Origin of the sequence: Motilibacter deserti, assembly GCF_011250635.1 — a bacterium.
GTDB lineage: Bacteria > Actinomycetota > Actinomycetes > Motilibacterales > Motilibacteraceae > Motilibacter_A > Motilibacter_A deserti.
The window spans coordinates 33,542-51,108 of record NZ_JAANNP010000007.1 but is presented as its reverse complement, the minus strand read 5'-3'; the positions used below and the strand labels follow the sequence as shown (position 1 = coordinate 51,108).

Sequence of the window (17,567 nt, the reverse complement as noted above, 5' to 3'; positions counted from 1 at the left end):
CTCATCGCATCCGGGCTGCGTTCCCCGCCGCCGCCTCCGCATGACGACACGTGAGTTAGCGCACATCAGCCGGAGCGACAACGGATCGCCCTCGGCATCGCCTCAGCCCCGCCGCCCTCCGGCCGATGAGATGCCGTGACGTGCGTCGAGGAGGTGGGAACCGTGCCGGGCGAGCAGGAACGGCTCGAGGTGCTGCACGCGTACGGGATCCTCGACCGGCCCGCCGACGCCGAGCTGGACGCGGTCCTCCGGGTCGCCGCGTCCGTCGCCGGGGTGCCGACGGCCACCCTCAACCTCATCGACGAGAGCCGGCAGTGCCAGCTCACGACCGTCGGCTTCGCCGGGACCAACTCGGCCCGGTCGGACTCCATGTGCGCCGTGCGCTTCCTCGAGGGGCGGCCGGTCCACGTCCCCGACGCGAGCCTGCACCCGGACTACGCGGCGAACCCCTGGGTCACCGGCCGGCTCGCTGCCGTGCGGCTGTACGCCTCCTTCCCGCTGATCTCGCCGGACGGGCACGCCCTCGGCACGCTCTGCGTCTTCGACTCCGACCCCGGCGAGCTCACCCTGGGGCAGCTCGACCGCCTGCAGGACCTCGCGACCGTCGTCGTCGCGCTCTTCGAGCGCCGGCGCGAGGCCCGGCGCAGCGCCGAGCTCGCGGCCGAGGCCCAGGAGCAGCGCGACCTGGTCGAGCTGACCATGGGGGTCCTCGAGGAGCGGCAGGAGCTCACCGACGCGGTCCTCGACACCATCGACGTCGCGGTCGTGGCCGCGGACCCGAGCGGACGGCTGACGCTGTTCAACCGGGCCGCGCTGGACTGGCACGGCCTGCCGGCCGATTCCGGCGTCGCCCCCGCCGATCACGCCACGACCTACAACCTGCTGGCGGCGGACGGGACGACCCCGCTCGCGCCCGAGCAGGTGCCGCTGCATCGCGCGCTGGTCGAGGGGGCGGTGCGCGACGTCGAGATGGTGATCGCGCCGCCCGGCCAAGCAGCCACCCGCGTCCTGGTGTCGGGACGTGCCCTGACCCGCGCCGACGGCACGCCGCTGGGCGCGGTCGTCGCGCAGACCGACGTCACCGCCGATCGGAGGCAGCGGGAGGCTCTCGAGGAGGCGCACTCCAGGCTGGCCGAGCGGTCGGCCGAGCTCGAGCGGTCGAACCGCGAGCTCGCGCAGTTCGCCGCCGTCGCCAGCCACGACCTGCGCTCCCCGCTCGCCGTCATCGACGGCTACCTCGAGCTGCTGCTCGACGTCTACGGCGGGCAGCTGGACGAGGAGGCGCAGTCCTGGGTCGGGACGGCGCGCGGGGCCGGCGTCCGCATGCGGTGCCTGATCGACGCGCTTCTGGCGTACGCCCAGGCCGGCGGGAAGCCGTGCGCCCCCCAGCTCGTGGACACCGGCGAGGTGTACGCCCACGCGGTGCTCGACGTCGCGGCCGAGGCGGAGGCCGCCGGCGTCGCGGTCAGCGCCGTCCAGCCGCTGCCGAAGGCGCGCGTCGACGCGGTCCTGCTGCGGCAGTTGCTGCAGAACCTGCTGACGAACGCGATCCGCTACCGGGACCCGGCACGCCCGGGCACCGTCACCGTCTCCGGTGTCGCGACCGGGACCGGGTGGGAGTTCGCCGTCGCGGACAACGGCCTGGGCGTCGCCCCGGACAAGCGTGAGAAGGTCTTCGCCATGTTCGACACCGGGGCGGCGGGGCGCGGGCACGGCATCGGCCTCGCGACCTGTCACCGCATCGTGGAGCGCCACGGCGGCCGGATCTGGATCACGGAGACCCCCGGCGGCGGCACGACCGTCCGGTTCACGATCCCGGAGTGATTCGCGCATGGCGCTTCGCCGAAGTCCTTTTCGACGAAGGCAGAGACGTCAACCGGCGGTCGCGTCGATCGTCAGCGTCCGGCCGACGGCGCTGACGGCGTCGGGCACGAGGCGGTAGTAGACATTCATGCCGCGCCGCTCCTTGTCCACGAGCCCGGCGGCGTAGAGCTGCTTGAGGTGGTGGCTCACGGTCGGCTCGCTCAGCCCCACGGCGGGCGCGAGGTCGCAGGTGCACGCCTCCAGCCCGTCCTGGGCCAGCAGGAAGCTCACGAGCTGCACACGGACCGGGTCGGCCAGCGCCTTGAGGCGGACGGCGAGCGCGACGGCCTCGTCGTAGGACAACGTGCCGCGCGTGCTGCCCAACGGGCGGCAGCAGATCGGGCTCACGTCCTCGAGCACGGGCAGCGTCTTGGGCACGGCGCCAGTCTGCCACTTCCTTGACACACGTCGAAGACCTGCGCGACCCTGGTTCTTAGACACACGTCTAACCCTGGAGGCTCAGGTGCAGGAGACCACGCCCGTCGTCGTCATCGGGGCCGGCCCGGTGGGGCTGGCCGCGGCAGCGCACCTGCGCGCGTACGGGCTGCCGCACATCGTGCTCGAGTCCGGTGAGCAGGCCGGGGCGGCGGTGCGGGCCTGGGGACACGTGCGGACGTTCACGCCCTGGCGGTGGATCGTCGACGACGAGGCCGAGAAGCTCCTCTCCCCCACCGGCTGGGGCCGCCCCGACGGTGACGTCCCGCCCACGGGCGCCGAGATCGCCGACCGCTACCTGGCGCCGCTCGCAGCGGCGCTCGGCACGGTGCGTACGCGCTGCCGCGCCGTTGCCGTGACGCGGGACGGGCTGGACAAGACCCGGACGATCGGCCGGGAGGCCCGCGCCTTCGTGGTCCGCGTGGAGCACGCGGACGGCTCGGTCGAGGACCTGGCCGCACGCGCCGTGATCGACGCGTCGGGCACGTGGGGGCGGCGCAACCCCCTCGGTGCGTCCGGCCTGCCCGCCGTCGGCGAGGCGGAGGCCGCCGCAGCCGGCACGGTCGTGGCCGCGCTGCCGGACGTGCTCGGGGCCGACCGCGCCCGGTTCGCCGGCAAGCGCACCCTCGTGGTCGGCATGGGCCACTCGGCCGCCGGCACGCTGCGCGACCTGGCCCGGCTCGCCCGTGAGGTGCCGGGGACGCAGGCCATCTGGGCCATCCGCTCGCACACCGCCCGCCGGCTCTACGGCGGTGCCGGCGCGGACCAGCTGGCGGACCGGGGGCGCCTGGGGTCGGACCTGCAGCACCTCGTCGAGGCCGGGGAGGTCGAGCTGGTCGCAGGCTTCCGCACCACGCGGCTCGAGCTCCAGGAGCGGGACGGGGAGAGGACGGTGACCGTGACCGGCACGGTGGGCTCGGCCCGGGAGTCCATCGCGGGCGTGCACACCGTGGTCGCCGCGACCGGGTTCCGCCCGGACCTGGAGATGCTGTCCGAGCTCCGCCTCGACCTCGACCCTGGCCTGGAGTCCCCACGCCTGCTCGCGCCGCTCATCGACCCGCAGTTCCACTCCTGCGGCACCGTCCCGCCGCACGGCCACGCCGAGCTCGCGCACCCCGGCGAGCCCGGGTTCTACGTCGTCGGCGCGAAGTCCTACGGCCGTGCCCCGACCTTCCTCATCGCCACCGGCAACGAGCAGGCGCGCTCCGTCGTCGCCGCGATCGCCGGGGACGCGGCGGCGGCCGACGAGGTGCAGCTGGTGCTACCCGAGACCGGCGTCTGCTCCACGAGCGGCGCCGACGCCGGCAGCAGCACCGTTGCCGCTGACCCGGCAGCTTGCTGCGGCGCCAGCGGGCCCGCGACGGTGCAGGGCGCTGGAAGCACGAAGGGTCCCGCGGCCGGGCCGGGGCCCGGGCTCGCGCAGGGCTTCGCGACGGGACAGGGCGGCGGGCTGCTCGCCGGGCTCACCGTCCTCGGGGACACCGGCACCTCCTGCGCGAGCGACGGCGGCGGCTGCGGCTGAGACCCTGCTGCCCGTCACCCGCTCCGCAGCCCACCCCCGGAAGGCCCGACCGTGCCCCGCAAGCCCAGCGTCCTGTTCGTCTGCGTCCACAACGCCGGCCGCTCCCAGATGGCCGCCGGCTTCCTCACCGCCCTCGCCGGGAACGACGTGGAGGTCCGCTCTGCCGGCTCCGCACCCAAGGACGCCGTCAACCCGGCCGCCGTCGAGGCCATGGCCGAGGTCGGCATCGACATCTCCAGCCAGCAGCCGAAGATCCTCACCACCGACGCCGTGCATGCCTCCGACGTCGTCATCACCATGGGCTGCGGCGACACCTGCCCCGTCTTCCCGGGCAAGCGCTACCTGGACTGGGAGCTCGAGGACCCCGCGGGCAAGGGCGTCGAGGCTGTACGCCCGATCCGCGACGAGATCCGCGCCCGGGTTGAGCGGCTGCTCGCGGAGCTGTTGCCCGCCCGGTCGCGAGCGTCGCACAAAGAGCGTTGAGGTGGGTCGCCACGATGCCCCACCGAGACGGCGACGCGCAGGGCGGACCGGGTCGACGAGCCACCGCCGCCGGACCGTCTGAGCCGAAGGGGGCTCGGGGAGCGCCGCGCATGGCCCGCACCCCCGGCACGGCGAGGACGCGGCCCGCGGGCTTCATCGGGCGCGTCGGCACGGTCCAGCACAGGCAGGCCCGTTCCCTCGACCGGCGCGACTGACCGTCGGGGTGACGTGCCACCCCGTGCCGCAACCTCCTGCTGCTGCGGCCATCTGCCGACACGTGGCCCAGCACGGCCCCCCGTCCTCGAGGGCCGTTCCTGGTGCGAGTGAGAAGTACGCAGGGAGTGGTTGACCTGTACCCAGGCCGTAGTACATGCTCAACGCACATCACGATCAACGGGGGATCAACGATGATGTTCCGAAGAGCTCGTACTGGGTGCAGTTCTCCATCGAGCCGCCGCGAGTCGTACGCGTCCTGACCGTGACTCGCTTCATGAGCGCGTGCGCGAAGAATTCGGCTCCGCACCGCTAGGCAACTCGAAGAAACTCAACCCGCGGCCACCTGGTCCTCGTGCCGGGCCCTGCCATGGACCAGGGTTTGCCGAGCCGCCCTTCACGTCTGCCTTCGACGAGCCAACGCGCGTTGGCTCGCTGAATGCGGGTGGATCGAGCCGGGCTGTTCTGCTGATCGACGGCCGCGGCCGAGTTCCGCGTCTCATCACCCCGTTCGGTGGGACGAAGCTGCTGCCCTCGCGGTCGCGTCCGTGGTGGCGACAGGCGTGACTGTGGCGACTGCTCTGCCCGCGTCGGCGGGCGCCCATGTCGTCGGCTATTGCACCGGCGCTCAGGCATTCGTCGGGTATACCAACCCGACGTCTACGGCCGGTGTCGGCTCGGGCGGTGGCACTTACGAGGACGCCAGCGAGTGCAACACCGTGTACGTCGAGGTGCAGTACCAGACCGTTGGCGGAGCGGTGTGGTCGGCACGGGTGGGCAACGCTACGCACGCCGTGAAGAACCAGGTGAACACCTCGCGCAGTCGCCACTCCACCTCGCGCGGTGGAACCCCCACCTTGAGCTACCCCTGAGAACGTGCGTGCTGGGGGGGCCGAGTTCTCCCCCAGCACGCGTTCTTCATCACGGGAGCACGCACAGCGCCGATCTGATAAGGATGCACGATGACTATCTGGCAGTCGAAGCTGGCCGAACCGCGGACAGCCGGCACCGGCCCGTCAAGGCGCGCGCGCAGGTCACGCAGCGCGGCGGCCTCGTGTGTTGCGGCTGTCATCGTGGCGACGACCGGGTGCGGAGCAGATGGGGGCTCGACCGCGCAGGATCCGACAGCCGGCCTGTCTGATTCTTCAATGTCAGATGCGCAAAAATCTGAGCTGGCCGACAAGAAGGTGACGGCCGCAGAGTACGAGGCTGCCTTCCAGCGCCTTCAGGCGTGCTTCCGGGCGGCTGGGTTCGACGTGCTGAACGTGTCGAGAACCGCTTACATGAACGACTTCTCCGTCCCGGACGCAGCCATGCAGTCCGGGGTCTACGACGACTGCTACGCGCGAGAATACGGCGCCGTCGACACGGTCTGGCAGTTGGCGCACGAGGACGAGTCACCGACCAATCAGATGTACAAGGAGTGCTTGCGAAAGCGTGGCGTCGAGCCGGCACAGAAGTCGGAGGACGTGAAGAAGCAGATGGACGAGGCGGACCTGTCGGTCCAGGACTGCATCGAGATGGCCGCCGGGGGAACAGGTGGCTGAGCCCAGCCTGCGCCCGGAAGCGCGTCGAGTCTGATGGCGCTCGGTGAGTAGCAGGGAACGGGCTGCGGGTTGGCGGCTGCTGCCGCTCGTCGCCCTGTGGGCGGTGCCGGTAGCCGTCGCAGCGGTCATGCTGCCGACCGCCGGAGCGCGAGAGACCGAGAGCGTCGCGCCTGTTCTGCCGACCCTGGTCCCGGTGGGCAGTAGAAGCACGGACTACCGCACGTCCGTCAAGGTGGTCGCGCAGATGGGCCCCAGCGCCCAGGTGCGCACGCAAGCGAGTGGGATGCTGACCAGCACTCGTGGAGCGGGGCAGGCTGTCCGGCAGGGGCAGGAGCTGTTCACCGTCGACGAGGTGCCCGTCCTCGCCTATCGGGCGGCAGCTCCGCTGTTCCGCGACCTGCACGTGGGCGACAAGGGTGACGACGTCCTCGGGCTCGAACGCTACCTGTCCCGGCTGGGGAAGCTGCCCGCGGACGCGGTCGATGACACCTTCCGCGAGAAGACGGTCGCTGCAGTGAAGGCGCTGCAGGAAGAACGGCTAGGGGTGAGAGCAGACGGGACCTTCCGAGTCAGCTACGTCGCCTTCTTGCCGGAAGGTGTGACCTCGCTCGGCGAGCCAGTGGCGCCAGTAGGTTCTGCGGTGGCCGCCGGTGACCCGGTGCTCGAGACAGCACCCGCGCCCGTCAGCATCGAGTTCAGACCAGCCGACGACGGTGGCCCGTTGACGACGCTGGCTGGCGCCGGCTTGGTGCTGCTCGTCGGAGATGAACGAGTCCCCGTGAGCGGGCTGACGCCGACTGCCGAGGAGCTGGCGGGCCTGTACCGCACCGTCACCGAGGAAGTAGCCATCGGTCGCGCACAGCAGCTTCCGTCCGACATCGGAAGTACGCAGCAGTTCTCCGGGTTGCTGCTCGCCAGGGCCCAGGCCGAGACAAGAGGAGTCGTTCCTGCGACGGCAGTGCACGTTTCCGAGTCGGGAGGGCAGTGCGTCTTCGTCCGAGACGGCGACGGAGCACACGAGTCCTCCACCGCCGGCTTGTCCGCCCGTGCTCTGCCGAAGCTGGAGGTGGCGGTAGGCGAGCTGGGTGCTGCTTTCGTCGACGCGGAGCTCATCGGAGCGCAGGTCGTGCGTGACGCGGCCGCAGTGCCGGCACAGACGAGCGCATCGTGCAGCTAGACGTCCGCGACGCCACCCTGACGTTCGGGGCAGTGACGGTGTTCTCCGGGTTCTCTGCCCACTTCGAGAGCGGTCGGGTGACCGCGCTCGTCGGGCCGTCAGGGAGTGGGAAGTCCTCACTGCTGGCGGCGATGTCCGGGCATCAACCGTTGGCCTCCGGCACGATCGAGCTACGGGCCGCGCCGGACGGTCCTCCGACGGCGCCCTCGCCACAGCTCGTCGCGTGGGTACCGCAGGGCTCGAACGCTCTCGGTCGCCGCTCCGTGCTGGACAACGTCCTCATCGCCGCCCTCGGCGCCGGGCTGCGGTTGCGGGCTGCGGAGACGGCCGCCACGGAGGCCCTGACGATGGTCGGTTTGGCCGATCGCCTCGGGCAGCAGGCGCGCAAGCTGTCCGGCGGCGAGCTGCAGCGGGTGGCCCTCGCCCGGGCTCTGGCTTCAGGCAAAGAGCTCATCTTCGCGGACGAGCCGTCAGCGAACCTGGACGCCGCCAACACCGACCGCATCGCGGGCATCCTGTCGCGCTTGAGCGGCCGGGCGACCATCGTCGTCGCCACCCACGACCCGGTTCTGGTGGCTGCCGCTCACGCCGCCGTCCACATGCGCCGGGAAGCACGGCATGCAGCATGACGGCTGGCGCCTGGGCTACCTCGCTCGGGAAGCGACTCGCAACGTCCTCGGCCGAGGCTCGCGCCTGCTTCCTCTGCTGGCGCTCGCGATCCTGGCGGGTGTCGGCTCGAGCAGCTTCATCGCCTACGAGACGGTGCGCCTGCGCGACGAGATCGCTCAGCTGGACGTCCAGGGTCAGTACGTGCTGGTCTATCGGTCGACGTCGACGAGCGCGCCCGCTCAGATCAGCAGGGCCTCGTGCGAGTCGCTCGCAGGGCAGGACGGGGTGCGACATGCGGGACTGCTCACACCGGTGAGTGACATGGACCTGCTCCCGGTGGGAGTCGGTCTGCCTGCGCAACGCGCAAGCACCACGCTCGTCCCGGAGCTGAGTCGTGTCGACGTGTTGATCGGCCCCGTGCTCGCCGGGTCCGGCGCAGCCTCCGCCGACCGGTCTGCCTCAGCGTTCCGGGTCAAGACCGGCACGTCCGAGACGGCGACCGCTGTCGTTCCGACCGCACGGCCGGAGGCGCTCGCCACCGACTTCTCCGTCACCCTGCCCCTGCTTCCGGCCGACGTCGACGGCCCGCAGTGCGTCGTCGTGCTCCGCGCCTTGTCCGACCCCGCACGAGCCGGCGACCTGCACGGCGCTGCGCTGGCTGTCGAGGGCAACCCCGTCACCGCGACTCGTCCGTTCATCGCCACCAACGACCCGGTCGACACCTACCTCCACCGCCCGGGGCGCTGGCTGCCTCTGCTGCTCGCCCTCGTGGGCGCCCTCGCCACGGGCATCGCATCCCGGCTGCGAGCGAGCGAGATGGCCGTCTACCGGCTGTCCGGGACCTCCAGGACGTCGGTCCTCACCCTGCTCGCTCTGGAGACACTGCTCATTGCCGGGACGGCGGGCCTGTGCGCCGTGGCCGCTGCCCTGGCTCTTCGCGACCGCTACCTCGACCCGCTCATCCCCGTCACCTGGGGCCTCGCCATGGCGGGTGTCTGGGCCGTCGGGGGCCTGCTCGCCACGACCGATCTCGCGCTGCGTCGTCCGACGAACCTGGCCAAGGACCGCTAGCGGGCTCGCGAGGTCTGTGGGTCGGGCCCGTGCCCTGACCCGCCGTGAGCCGTCCCCGGAGGGCACGACGTGAAGGAAACCGGTGGAAGCCGGGAACCTGGCGGACCAGGTCCCCGGGACCACACGTGGTGGGCAGGGGCGGGGTCGAACCGCCGACCTTCCACTTTTCAGGCGGACGCTCGTACCAACTGAGCTACCTGCCCAGGCAGCGGTCCAACTATAACGGCACCGGGCAGCGGGCGTGCACCCCGACCGGGAAGCCGACGGGGCACCGGCCGCTTCATGCCTTCGGCAGCAGCGCGACGAGCGCGTCGGCGTAGCGCTCGACCGCCCCGTCGGAGTGCGGCAGGAACAGCTCGGGCTCGATGAGCTCCAGCTCCATGACCGCCGGCTCGGCGTCCAGCCGGACGAGGTCGACGCGGGCGTACGCCAGCTCGCCGGACGGAGCGACCCGCAGCGCCGCGGAAGCGACCTCCAGCTCGCGCGGGGACGGCTCGTGCGCGAGGACGCGCCCTCCGTAGAACTCCTGCACCCGGTAGTCGCCCTCTGCGGGGACCTTGCGGATCGCGTGGCTGAAGCGGCCGCCGAAGTAGATCAGCGACGCCTCGCCGGCCGACAGCACCGAGGGGTCGAACCGCTGCACCAGTACGTCCTCGTCGGCCGTCAGCGACCGCAGGTGGTCGGCCGCGGCCGCCGCCCCGGCGGGCGTCCGCAGCGCTCCCCACGCGCCCCCGGAGACGGCCGGCTTGATGACGACCTCGCCCGACAGCCGGCCGAGGGCGGCGGCCTGCTCGTCGTCGTCCGCGCCCTGCCGGACCAGCACCGTGTCCAGGACCGCGACGCCGGCCTTCTGCAGGTCGAGCAGGTAGCTCTTGTGGCTGTTCCACTCCAGCACGTCCGGCGGGTTCACGAGCCCCGTCACGCCGGCCGTGTCGTAGGCCCAGCGGACGAAGCCGTCGCGGTCGTCGAAGTAGTCCCACGGCGACTTCACCACGGCGAGCGGGACGTCGGCCCAGGCCGTGCCGCTCTCGCCCACGTCCCCCCACGGCTGGACGGCGACCTCCAGGCCGCGTCCCCGGAGGGCCTCGACGACGAGGGGGATCTCGGCGTCCGGCTTGGGCATGTCGTGTCCCGTGACGAGGACGATGTCCACGAGGAGCGGCTCCTGACGGCGGAAGCGGGTCTGCCGACGCACCCTAACGGCCTGCTCGGACCTCGGTCACCGCAATTCGTTGTATGCATACACTCGGCCCGTGCCCGGGACCCTCGATGACGTCGCGCGAGCGGCGGGGGTCTCTCGGATGACCGTGTCGAACGCGTACAACCGGCCGGAGAAGCTGGCGCCCGCGACGCTCGAGCGCGTCCTGCAGGCCGCCCGGGAGCTGGGGTACGGCGGCCCGAGCGCCGTCGGCCGCAGCCTGCGCCGCGGCCGCACGGGCGTGCTCGGCCTGCTCCTCAACGACGCCCTGCCCTACGCGTTCACCGACCCCGGCGCGGTCGCCTTCATGCGCGGCCTCGCCGTCGAGGCAGCGGCCCGCGACCTGTCGCTGCAGCTGATCGCCGCGACCGGGCCCGCCGCGGCGCGTGCCGTCGCCGACGCGGTCGTCGACGCCTTCGTGGCCCTCGCGCCGGCCGACGACGACCCGGCGCTCGCCACGGTGCTCGCCCGTCGGCTGCCGCTGGTGACCGCCGGCGCGCCGGCTCTGCCGGACGTCCCCTGCGTCACGATCGACAACGTCGCGGCCGCGCGCCGGGCCGCGGAGCACCTGCTCGCCCTCGGGCACACGCGGCTCGCGGTCGTCACCTGGCGGCTGCTCCCGGACGGCCACGCGGGCCCGGCCGGCCTCGACCGGCAGCACGGGTCCGCGTTCGGCGTACGCCGCGACCGGCTCGCCGGCTACCGGCAGGCCGTCGAGCGGGCGGGGCTGGCGTGGGAGGACGTGCGCGTCGAGGAGCGCCCCGGCAACAGCCGGGAGGACGGGTACGCGGCGGGCGACGCGGTCCTCGACGCGCTGGGGGCGCGCGGCCCCCTCGGCGTCCTGGCCAGCACCGACGTGCTCGCGCTCGGCGTGCTGCAGGCCGCCCGCGAGCGCGGCGCCCGCGTACCCGAGGACGTCAGCGTCGTCGGCCTCGACGACGTTCCCGAGGCCGCGGCCAGCACCCCGGCACTGACGACCGTTCACCAGGACCTGTTCGCGCAGGGGCGCGAGTGCGCGCGCCGGGCGGCGGGCGCGCTTCCCGGCCCCGTCCACCGCCACCCCAGCCGCTTGGTGGTCCGGGCGAGCACCGCCCCACCCGGCGGCGGTTGAGCCCGCCCGTCGCGCCCCCGGGCCGAGGGGAGGTGCCTGCGCTGCCGGCCCGGGTAGGACGCCTGCCATGAGGGGGCCGGCGCACGACGGGGACGCGCCGCGCTCCCGGCCCGCGCGCGCCACCGGTGAGCTGGTCGCCCGCGACCTGCGCCGGGTGGACCTGTCCCAGGTCGACCTGCTCGCGGCGGCGCGCGCCGCGTGCGGCGTCGTCGCCGTGCTCGTCGTCGGCCTGCTCGCCGGCTCCCCCGCGTCCGCGGTGAGCGCGGCCGCAGGCGCCTTCTCGGTCGGTATCGCGTCCTTCCAGGGGGTCTACGCCTCGCGGGTCCGCGCGACGCTGCTGACCAGTGCCGGCATGGCGGTCAGCACGCTCGTCGGGGCCACCGTGGTGCGGTCGGAGTGGCTGGCCGCCCCGGTCACCGCGCTCTGGGCGTTCGGCGCCGGGCTGGCCGTCGCGCTCGGGCCGGCGGCCACCGTGATCGGCCTGCAGTGCGGGGTCGCCCTGCTCATCGCCGGCGACTTCCCCATGACACCGCGCGAGGCGCTGACCCGGGCCGGCCTGGTCGCGGCGGGCGGCCTCGTGCAGACCGCGCTCGTGGTGCTCGTCTGGCCGCTGCGGATGTACGCCGCCGAGCGCGCATCGGTCGCCGCGGCGTACCGCGCCCTGGCCGAGTACGCCGACGACAGCGCGCACTCCGGCGACCCGCTGCTGCCGGACGCGACCGCCCTGCACACCGCGTCGGCCACGCTCGGGGACGCGAACCCGCTCGCCCGCGACCTGACGAGGGCGCGCTTCCGGGCACTGGTCGACCTCGCCGAGCGCATCCGGACCGAGCTCACGGCGCTCAGCCTCGCCCGGCGACGGGCCGTCTCCGAGCGGCGGTACGCCGAGGTCGGCCGGGCCGACATCGGCCTGCACGCAGCCGCCCAGCAGTTGCGCGAGGTCGCCGACCTCGTCGATCCCGCGCCGGCGCGCCGCTCCTCCCGGCGATGGCGAGCGGTCGACGACGAGCCTGCTCCCCCGCACCCGCTCGACCGGCTGGTCGCCGGCGCCGCGCTGCCCACGGGGGCGGGAGCCGCGCTGGATGCGCTGTCGTCCCACCTGCGCGCGGCCCGCCGGACGGCGGACCGGCTGCTGCAGGGCGAGGAGCCGGGCCAGGGAGCCGACCCGGCGGTGGTGCTCGCGGACTCCCGGCCCTCCCGGTCCGGCGCCCGCCCGGCCCTGCTCGACAGCGACGCGGTGCTCACGCTGCGGGCCAACCTCAACCTGCGCTCGGAGTCGTTCCGGCACGCGCTCCGGCTCGCGGCCGTGCTCGCCGTCGCGTCCGTGCTCTACCGCGTCGTCCCGCTGGACCGCGGCTACTGGGTCGGCCTCACGGCGCTCGTCGTCCTGCGCCCCGACTTCACCGGCACCCTCACCCGCGGGGTGAGCCGGACCGCCGGGACCGCCGTCGGGGCCGGCGCGGCCACCCTGCTCGCGGCCCAGCTGCGCCCCGGCGAGGCGGCGCTCGCGGCGCTCATCGGCGTCTGCACGCTCGCGGCGTACGCGCTGTTCCGCGCCAGCCAGCCGGCCTTCGCCACGTTCCTCACCGGCTACATCGTGTTCCTGCTGTCCCTGGTCGGGCTTCCGAGCGCGGGGGCCGGGTGGGACCGGCTGGTCGACACCGCCGTCGGCGGCCTGCTCGCGCTGGTCGCCTACCTCCTCTGGCCGACGTGGGAGGGGCGTCGCATCGCGGACAAGCTCGGTGACGTGCTGGAAGCGCAGGCCAGGTACGGCCGCGACGTGCTGGCCGCGTACGCCGCCCCGGAGGGCCGCGGAGTCGCGCCGCTGCGCGCGGAGATGGTCGCGGCCCGGCTCGCGCGCACGGAGGCGGAGGCCTCGGTCGAGCGGCTGCTGAACGAGCCGGCCCGCGAGCGGTTCTCGGCCACGGCGGCGAGCGCGGCGCTCGCCGGGGTGCAGCGCTACGCCCAGGCGATGCTGACCCTGCACGCGCGCCTCGGCGACGCCCAGCGCTCGGCCCCGGTGCCGGAGGCGGCCGCGTTCGGCGAGCAGGTCGCTGCGGCGCTCCGGTCGGCCGCGTCCGGCGTGCGAACCGGAGCGGCGCAGGAGCCGCGGCTCGACCGCCTGCAGGCCAGTGCCCGCGAGCTGCAGGACGCCGTCGCCGACCGGCCGGAGCGGCGCCTGCTCGCGGTCGAGGTCGAGGAGGTCGTCGAGGCGGTCGAGGCCATCGCCCACGCGGTGACGGCAGCGGGCTAGCGGCGGCGAGCCATCGGTGGCGTGCGTCGGCGGTCCCGGTCTTCAGGCCGCCGGCGGGCGGTGCGCGTGCCGGCGGGCGGCGAGCTGGGCCGCGCCACCGGCAGCGAGGACCGCGGCAGGCATCCACAGCGCCTCGACCGCCGCGACGGCGGCGACAGGGGCGTACACCAGCGGCAGCAACGAGGTGCGGTGCTTCACGGACATGACGGTCTCCTGGAGCTGCGGACTAAGCGTTGGTGCGCAGGCGTCGCACGGTGGCCCGACGGGAGTGGCCCGACGGCGGTGACGCCAGGTCGGTGACACGAGGGACGGGACGAGCGGCGGGGGCGGGCGGGGCCGGGCGCCGGCGGCGCGGCGACCGGCCCTGCCGCCCCGCCGGTCAGGTGAGGATGTCCTTGACCTTCTGCACGATCCCGCCGCCCGTGGACGGGGTGCCGTAGTACTGCGGCGGCGCGGGCGGGAGCACCGGCTCCGGCGCCATCGGCTGCGGGTTGTCGACGTAGTTGAACGTGCCCTTGCCGTCCGGGGTCGGGCCGGAGGCCCAGCGGCCCTCGCTCGACTGCGAGCCCTCGGAGAAGTTGAACAGCGTGTAGGCGTACTCGTTGTTCTGGTCGGACTCGGGGAACGCGCTCGGCGACGGGAGGGTCTCCAGGCCGTCGCTCTTGAGCTCCTCGCACGCGGCGAGCCACTGGTTCTGGTGCATCGTGTCGCGGGCGATGTTGAACTTCAGCATCTCGCGCACGCCGGGGTCGTCGGTCATGTTGAAGACGCGGGTGGCCTGCAGCCGGCCCTGCATCTCGACCGCTGCGTTGAGCGAGAAGTCGGCGAAGAGGTTGCCGCTCGCGATGATGTACTTGCCGCTCCACGCCTCGCCCGCGCTGTCGGCGAGCGCCGGGCCGAGGCCGGTCACGATCTTGTGCTGGGGGTTGGTGCCGCCCAGGATCGCGGCGGTCATCGGGTCCTTGGCGGCCTCGACGTACGCGTCCTCGGGGGCGCCCTCGAGCAGCCGGGCGATCATGGTGGCGATCATCTCGACGTGGGCGAGCTCCTCGGTCGCCGTGTCGAGGATGAGGTCCTTGTACTTGCCCGGGACGCGGCAGTTCCAGCCCTGGAAGAGGTACTGCATCGCGACCGTCATCTCGCCGACGGCGCCGCCGAGCAGCTCCTGCAGGTGCTTGGCGAGCACGGGGTCCGGCTTGTCGGGCTTGGCCTCGAACTGCAGTCCCTTGTAGTGGAAGAACACCGCGAGCGCTCCTTCGGTCGTGAATCGCTGACACAGCTGTTCTGCTCCCGGGATGTGACAACGCCGTCGGCAGGCCGTCGCCAGCCGCGTCGCTTCTGCCGTCACAGCTGCGTGACAGCCCCGTCAAACCGGTCGACACGCGTTCAGACCTCATCTGAGCGGGAAGCACGGCGCGAGTCGGCGGGAACGCCGGCCATCGGCGAGGCGTACGGAGGAGCACATGTCGAACCGCCTGAGCACTGCGCCTGCCACGGCAGGGACGTCCATCAACGTGCTCGGCGGGTTCGCGCTCACGGCGGAGGGTGGCCCGATCTCGCTGCCCGCGACGGCGGAGCGGCTGCTGGCCTACCTCGCCCTGGTCGGCAAGCCGGTACGCCGCCAGCAGCTGGCCGGCGCCCTGTGGCTGGAGAGCACGGACGACCGGGCGGCAGCGAGCCTGCGCTCGACCCTGTGGCGGCTGCCCCGGCCCGTACGCCCACTGATCCGCGCGGGCGCGACGCACGTCTCGCTGGCCGACGACGCCCGGGTCGACCTGTGGCGGGCCGAGGCGTCCATCCGGCAGGTCGGTGCGGCCCCCGAGGAGGCTGCGGACCTGCCGGACGAGGCGCTCGGCCTGCTCGACCAGGACGTGCTGCCCGGCTGGGGCGATGACTGGGTGCTGCTCGAGCGGGAGCGGCACCGCCAACGCCGGCTGCACGCGCTGGAACGACTGTGCGTGCTGCACCGGGACTCCGGCCGGTTCGACCTTGCCCTGCGGGCCGGGCTCGCGGCGGTCAGCGGCGAGCCACTGCGCGAGAGCGCGCACCGCCGGGTCATCGAGGTCCACCTCGCCGAGGGCAACCCCGGCGAGGCGCTCCGGCAGTACGAGCTGTTCCGCCGGCTCGTACGCACCGAGCTCGGGCTCAGCCCATCGCCGGCGATCCGCAGCCTCGTCGCAGGGCTGCTGGGGCGTCCGGCCGACGGAGGACGGTAGTGATCATGGTCGGATGCGAGCGTCGAGACAACGGCGCGGATGCCGGGTCGGTCCTGCTCATCCGGGCGTGGCTGGAGGCCGAGCCCTGCAGCGACACGACCGAGATACCCGTGTCAGGAACGGCTCCGCGACCGGACGATGCGGTGCGGGAACGCCGCCCGCGCGCACGGCTGCTCGGCGTCGACGTCGAGGGGGAGCCGTCCGACACCTTCACGACGGCCCAGGGCGTCGACGAGATCTGCCTGGCCGTCCGCGCCTGGCTGACCGGGCTGTCGTCGGACACGGACCCGGATCCGCGATAGTGCGTCCACGTTAGTACGCATGCAGTGGTGGAACACGCCGAGGGGCCCTGCCGCGCTGCGGCAGGGCCCCTCGAGCGTGGCGGCAGCTCCTAGCTGAGCTCGAAGATGCTCCGGTTGCCGGCGAGCGCCCCGACCGTCAGGGCGCCCTTGTCGTGCAGGAGGTACTTGCTCCCGTCACCGGCGAGCTGGAGCTGGTAGCCCTTCTTGGCCGGGATGCGGCGGAAGCTGGCCTGCCCCGCGTACGCGGCCCCCGCCTCGAACGGGTCGATCCGCACCTGCCCGGTCGCCGTGACCCGGACGTAGCGGTCGGGGTAGTTGACCGACTGGATCGACTCCGTGCCCGCACCGGCGAAGCCGGGCACGAACCGGAACTGCGTGTCGCCCAACGGCAGGTCGTCGGTGTCCTCGGCGACGCTGAGCACGAAGGCGAAGTGGCGGACGAAGGTGTGCTTGTCGTCGGTCGGCGACAGCCGCACGATCGGGCCACCCTTGCCGACGGGAACGCCGAACAGCGGCATCCCGTCCCGGCTCCAGTAGAGCTTCTGCACCCGCGCGTGCCGGTTGGGGTCGTAGAGCGGGTCCGAGCCGATGTAGCCGGTGTAGTCGCGGGCGTGGTAGACGAGGACGTCGGTGCCGTCCTCGGCCACCGTGAACGAGTTGTGCCCGGGGCCGTACTGCTTGGTCTGCTCGTTGGTGACGAACACGGGGTTCGGCGACTTGTTCCACGACATCTCGTCGAGCAGGTCGGCGTCCTCGTCGGCCCAGAGCAGGCCCATCGCGTAGCGGTGGTCGGTCGCGCTGGCGGAGTAGGTCATCCAGACCCGGCCGTTGCGGATGATGACCGCAGCCCCCTCGTTGACCGCGAAGCCCTGCCGCTCCCACGCCAGCGTGGGCGTCGAGATGCGGCGCGGCTCGCCCTTGATGGCCCACGGCGAGGCCATCTCGGCGATGTAGAGGCTGGTGTTGACCGAGATCTCCGGCTCGGCCTGCGCCCACACGTAGTAGCGCTTGCCCCGGTGGGCGAAGGTGGTCGCGTCGAGCTTGAACGACCCCCACGGCGTCGTGACCTCGCGCGGGGCGCCCCAGCCGGCCGGGTCGCGCGGGTCGGCCAGCGTCGACTCCATCGCATACATCTTGATGGCGAAGACGTTGTTGGAGTCCCCGGCGGCGAAGTAGATGTACCAGCGCCTGTCGATGCGGTGCAGCTCGGGCGCCCAGATGTGGCCGCCCATCGTGCCGGTCGTCGGACGCCGCCAGATGACCGACTCCGGCGCGTCGCTCAGGCCGGCGATCGTCGAGGAGCCGCGCACCACGAGGCGGTCGTACTCCGGCACGGAGCCGGTGAAGTAGTACATGCCGTCGGTCGGGACCGTGATGAACGGGTCGGCCCGGTTGAGGACGAGCGGGTTGGTGGTCGGAACGCCGTAGACCTCGGCGTCCGTCGGAAGCGGTGTGGCGGCGGTCGCGGAGTGCGCCACGAGCGGCACTCCCCCGAGCAGCGTCACGCCGCCCAGGCCGAGCCCGCCGCGCAGCAGCGCGCGACGACTGATCTCGAAGCTCATGTCG

The 17,567-nt window shown here is 73.1% G+C and carries 17 protein-coding genes and 1 tRNA gene; 12 read left to right on the top strand and 6 right to left on the bottom strand.

Annotated features, from left to right (window positions below; genetic code table 11):
* The first annotated feature begins 135 nt into the window (after positions 1 to 135).
* Positions 136 to 1,824 carry a GAF domain-containing sensor histidine kinase gene (locus tag G9H71_RS12090; protein ID WP_331272939.1) on the top strand — a complete coding sequence of 563 codons (1,689 nt, stop codon included), beginning with the start codon at positions 136 to 138 and terminating at the stop codon, positions 1,822 to 1,824.
* A gap of 48 nt (positions 1,825 to 1,872) precedes the next feature.
* On the opposite strand, the gene G9H71_RS12085 is transcribed toward G9H71_RS12090, so the two are convergent.
* The gene (locus G9H71_RS12085) at positions 1,873 to 2,241 is read right to left on the bottom strand and encodes a metalloregulator ArsR/SmtB family transcription factor (RefSeq protein ID WP_166282129.1); all 369 of its coding nucleotides are present in this window, start codon (positions 2,239 to 2,241) and stop codon (positions 1,873 to 1,875) included.
* Positions 2,242 to 2,326: 85 nt separating this feature from the next.
* On the opposite strand from G9H71_RS12085, the gene G9H71_RS12080 reads away from it, so the two are divergent.
* From G9H71_RS12080 to G9H71_RS12050, 7 genes are all read left to right on the top strand, one after another.
* Complete coding sequence (locus G9H71_RS12080; protein ID WP_331272938.1) at positions 2,327 to 3,820, top strand: FAD-dependent monooxygenase; 1,494 nt, start codon at positions 2,327 to 2,329, stop codon at positions 3,818 to 3,820.
* Positions 3,821 to 3,871: 51 nt separating this feature from the next.
* Complete coding sequence (locus G9H71_RS12075; RefSeq protein WP_166282127.1) at positions 3,872 to 4,303, top strand: arsenate reductase ArsC; 432 nt, start codon at positions 3,872 to 3,874, stop codon at positions 4,301 to 4,303.
* Between the two features lie 782 nt (positions 4,304 to 5,085).
* Positions 5,086 to 5,388 (top strand): hypothetical protein, encoded by a 303-nt coding sequence (locus tag G9H71_RS12070; protein WP_166282125.1) that lies wholly within the window; start codon positions 5,086 to 5,088, stop codon positions 5,386 to 5,388.
* Positions 5,389 to 5,478: 90 nt separating this feature from the next.
* The gene (locus tag G9H71_RS12065; protein ID WP_166282123.1) at positions 5,479 to 6,063 is read left to right on the top strand and encodes a hypothetical protein; all 585 of its coding nucleotides are present in this window, start codon (positions 5,479 to 5,481) and stop codon (positions 6,061 to 6,063) included.
* A 127-nt stretch (positions 6,064 to 6,190) separates the two neighbouring features.
* Positions 6,191 to 7,240 (top strand): peptidoglycan-binding domain-containing protein, encoded by a 1,050-nt coding sequence (locus G9H71_RS12060; RefSeq protein ID WP_166282121.1) that lies wholly within the window; start codon positions 6,191 to 6,193, stop codon positions 7,238 to 7,240.
* A gap of 32 nt (positions 7,241 to 7,272) precedes the next feature.
* Positions 7,273 to 7,869 carry an ATP-binding cassette domain-containing protein gene (locus G9H71_RS12055; protein WP_331272937.1) on the top strand — a complete coding sequence of 199 codons (597 nt, stop codon included), beginning with the start codon at positions 7,273 to 7,275 and terminating at the stop codon, positions 7,867 to 7,869.
* Positions 7,859 to 8,920 (top strand): hypothetical protein, encoded by a 1,062-nt coding sequence (locus tag G9H71_RS12050; protein ID WP_166282117.1) that lies wholly within the window; start codon positions 7,859 to 7,861, stop codon positions 8,918 to 8,920. The genes G9H71_RS12055 and G9H71_RS12050 overlap by 11 nt, the downstream gene beginning before the upstream one ends.
* 126 nt (positions 8,921 to 9,046) lie before the next feature.
* Here G9H71_RS12050 and G9H71_RS12045 read toward each other — a convergent pair.
* Both G9H71_RS12045 and G9H71_RS12040 read right to left on the bottom strand, forming a co-directional pair.
* Positions 9,047 to 9,123: transfer RNA gene (locus G9H71_RS12045), tRNA-Phe, on the bottom strand.
* Positions 9,124 to 9,200: 77 nt separating this feature from the next.
* A complete protein-coding gene (locus G9H71_RS12040; RefSeq protein ID WP_331272936.1) occupies positions 9,201 to 10,073 on the bottom strand; it encodes an ATP-grasp domain-containing protein in 873 nt (290 codons plus the stop codon).
* A gap of 100 nt (positions 10,074 to 10,173) precedes the next feature.
* Here G9H71_RS12040 and G9H71_RS12035 point away from each other — a divergent pair, with 100 nt between their 5' ends.
* Positions 10,174 to 11,229 (top strand): LacI family DNA-binding transcriptional regulator, encoded by a 1,056-nt coding sequence (locus G9H71_RS12035; protein ID WP_166282115.1) that lies wholly within the window; start codon positions 10,174 to 10,176, stop codon positions 11,227 to 11,229.
* 67 nt (positions 11,230 to 11,296) lie between these two features.
* Complete coding sequence (locus G9H71_RS12030) at positions 11,297 to 13,483, top strand: FUSC family protein (protein ID WP_166282113.1); 2,187 nt, start codon at positions 11,297 to 11,299, stop codon at positions 13,481 to 13,483.
* 42 nt (positions 13,484 to 13,525) lie between these two features.
* On the opposite strand, the gene G9H71_RS12025 is transcribed toward G9H71_RS12030, so the two are convergent.
* Together G9H71_RS12025 and G9H71_RS12020 are read right to left on the bottom strand one after the other, a co-directional pair.
* Entirely contained in the window at positions 13,526 to 13,687 is a 162-nt protein-coding gene (locus G9H71_RS12025; RefSeq protein WP_166282111.1) for a hypothetical protein, read from the bottom strand.
* A 175-nt stretch (positions 13,688 to 13,862) separates the two neighbouring features.
* Entirely contained in the window at positions 13,863 to 14,726 is an 864-nt protein-coding gene (locus tag G9H71_RS12020; RefSeq protein WP_166282109.1) for a manganese catalase family protein, read from the bottom strand.
* A gap of 220 nt (positions 14,727 to 14,946) precedes the next feature.
* Between G9H71_RS12020 and G9H71_RS12015 the strand changes: the two genes are divergently transcribed.
* Entirely contained in the window at positions 14,947 to 15,699 is a 753-nt protein-coding gene (locus tag G9H71_RS12015; RefSeq protein WP_166282107.1) for an AfsR/SARP family transcriptional regulator, read from the top strand.
* Positions 15,700 to 15,704: 5 nt separating this feature from the next.
* The gene (locus G9H71_RS12010) at positions 15,705 to 16,001 is read left to right on the top strand and encodes a hypothetical protein (RefSeq protein ID WP_166282105.1); all 297 of its coding nucleotides are present in this window, start codon (positions 15,705 to 15,707) and stop codon (positions 15,999 to 16,001) included.
* 89 nt (positions 16,002 to 16,090) lie between these two features.
* Here G9H71_RS12010 and G9H71_RS12005 read toward each other — a convergent pair whose 3' ends face one another.
* Positions 16,091 to 17,563: a family 43 glycosylhydrolase gene (locus G9H71_RS12005; RefSeq protein ID WP_166282103.1), complete on the bottom strand. Its 1,473-nt coding sequence runs from the start codon at positions 17,561 to 17,563 to the stop codon at positions 16,091 to 16,093.
* Positions 17,564 to 17,567: the final 4 nt, after the last annotated feature.

Coding starts and splice junctions, on each gene's coding strand:
- G9H71_RS12065 (WP_166282123.1), top strand. CDS start 5,479: ATGACTATCTGGCAGTCGAAGCTGGCCGAACCGCGGACAGCCGGCACC.
- G9H71_RS12060 (WP_166282121.1), top strand. CDS start 6,191: ATGCTGCCGACCGCCGGAGCGCGAGAGACCGAGAGCGTCGCGCCTGTT.
- G9H71_RS12050 (WP_166282117.1), top strand. CDS start 7,859: ATGCAGCATGACGGCTGGCGCCTGGGCTACCTCGCTCGGGAAGCGACT.
- G9H71_RS12030 (WP_166282113.1), top strand. CDS start 11,297: ATGAGGGGGCCGGCGCACGACGGGGACGCGCCGCGCTCCCGGCCCGCG.
- G9H71_RS12025 (WP_166282111.1), bottom strand. CDS start 13,687: ATGTCCGTGAAGCACCGCACCTCGTTGCTGCCGCTGGTGTACGCCCCT.
- G9H71_RS12015 (WP_166282107.1), top strand. CDS start 14,947: ATGTCGAACCGCCTGAGCACTGCGCCTGCCACGGCAGGGACGTCCATC.
- G9H71_RS12010 (WP_166282105.1), top strand. CDS start 15,705: ATGGTCGGATGCGAGCGTCGAGACAACGGCGCGGATGCCGGGTCGGTC.
- G9H71_RS12005 (WP_166282103.1), bottom strand. CDS start 17,563: ATGAGCTTCGAGATCAGTCGTCGCGCGCTGCTGCGCGGCGGGCTCGGC.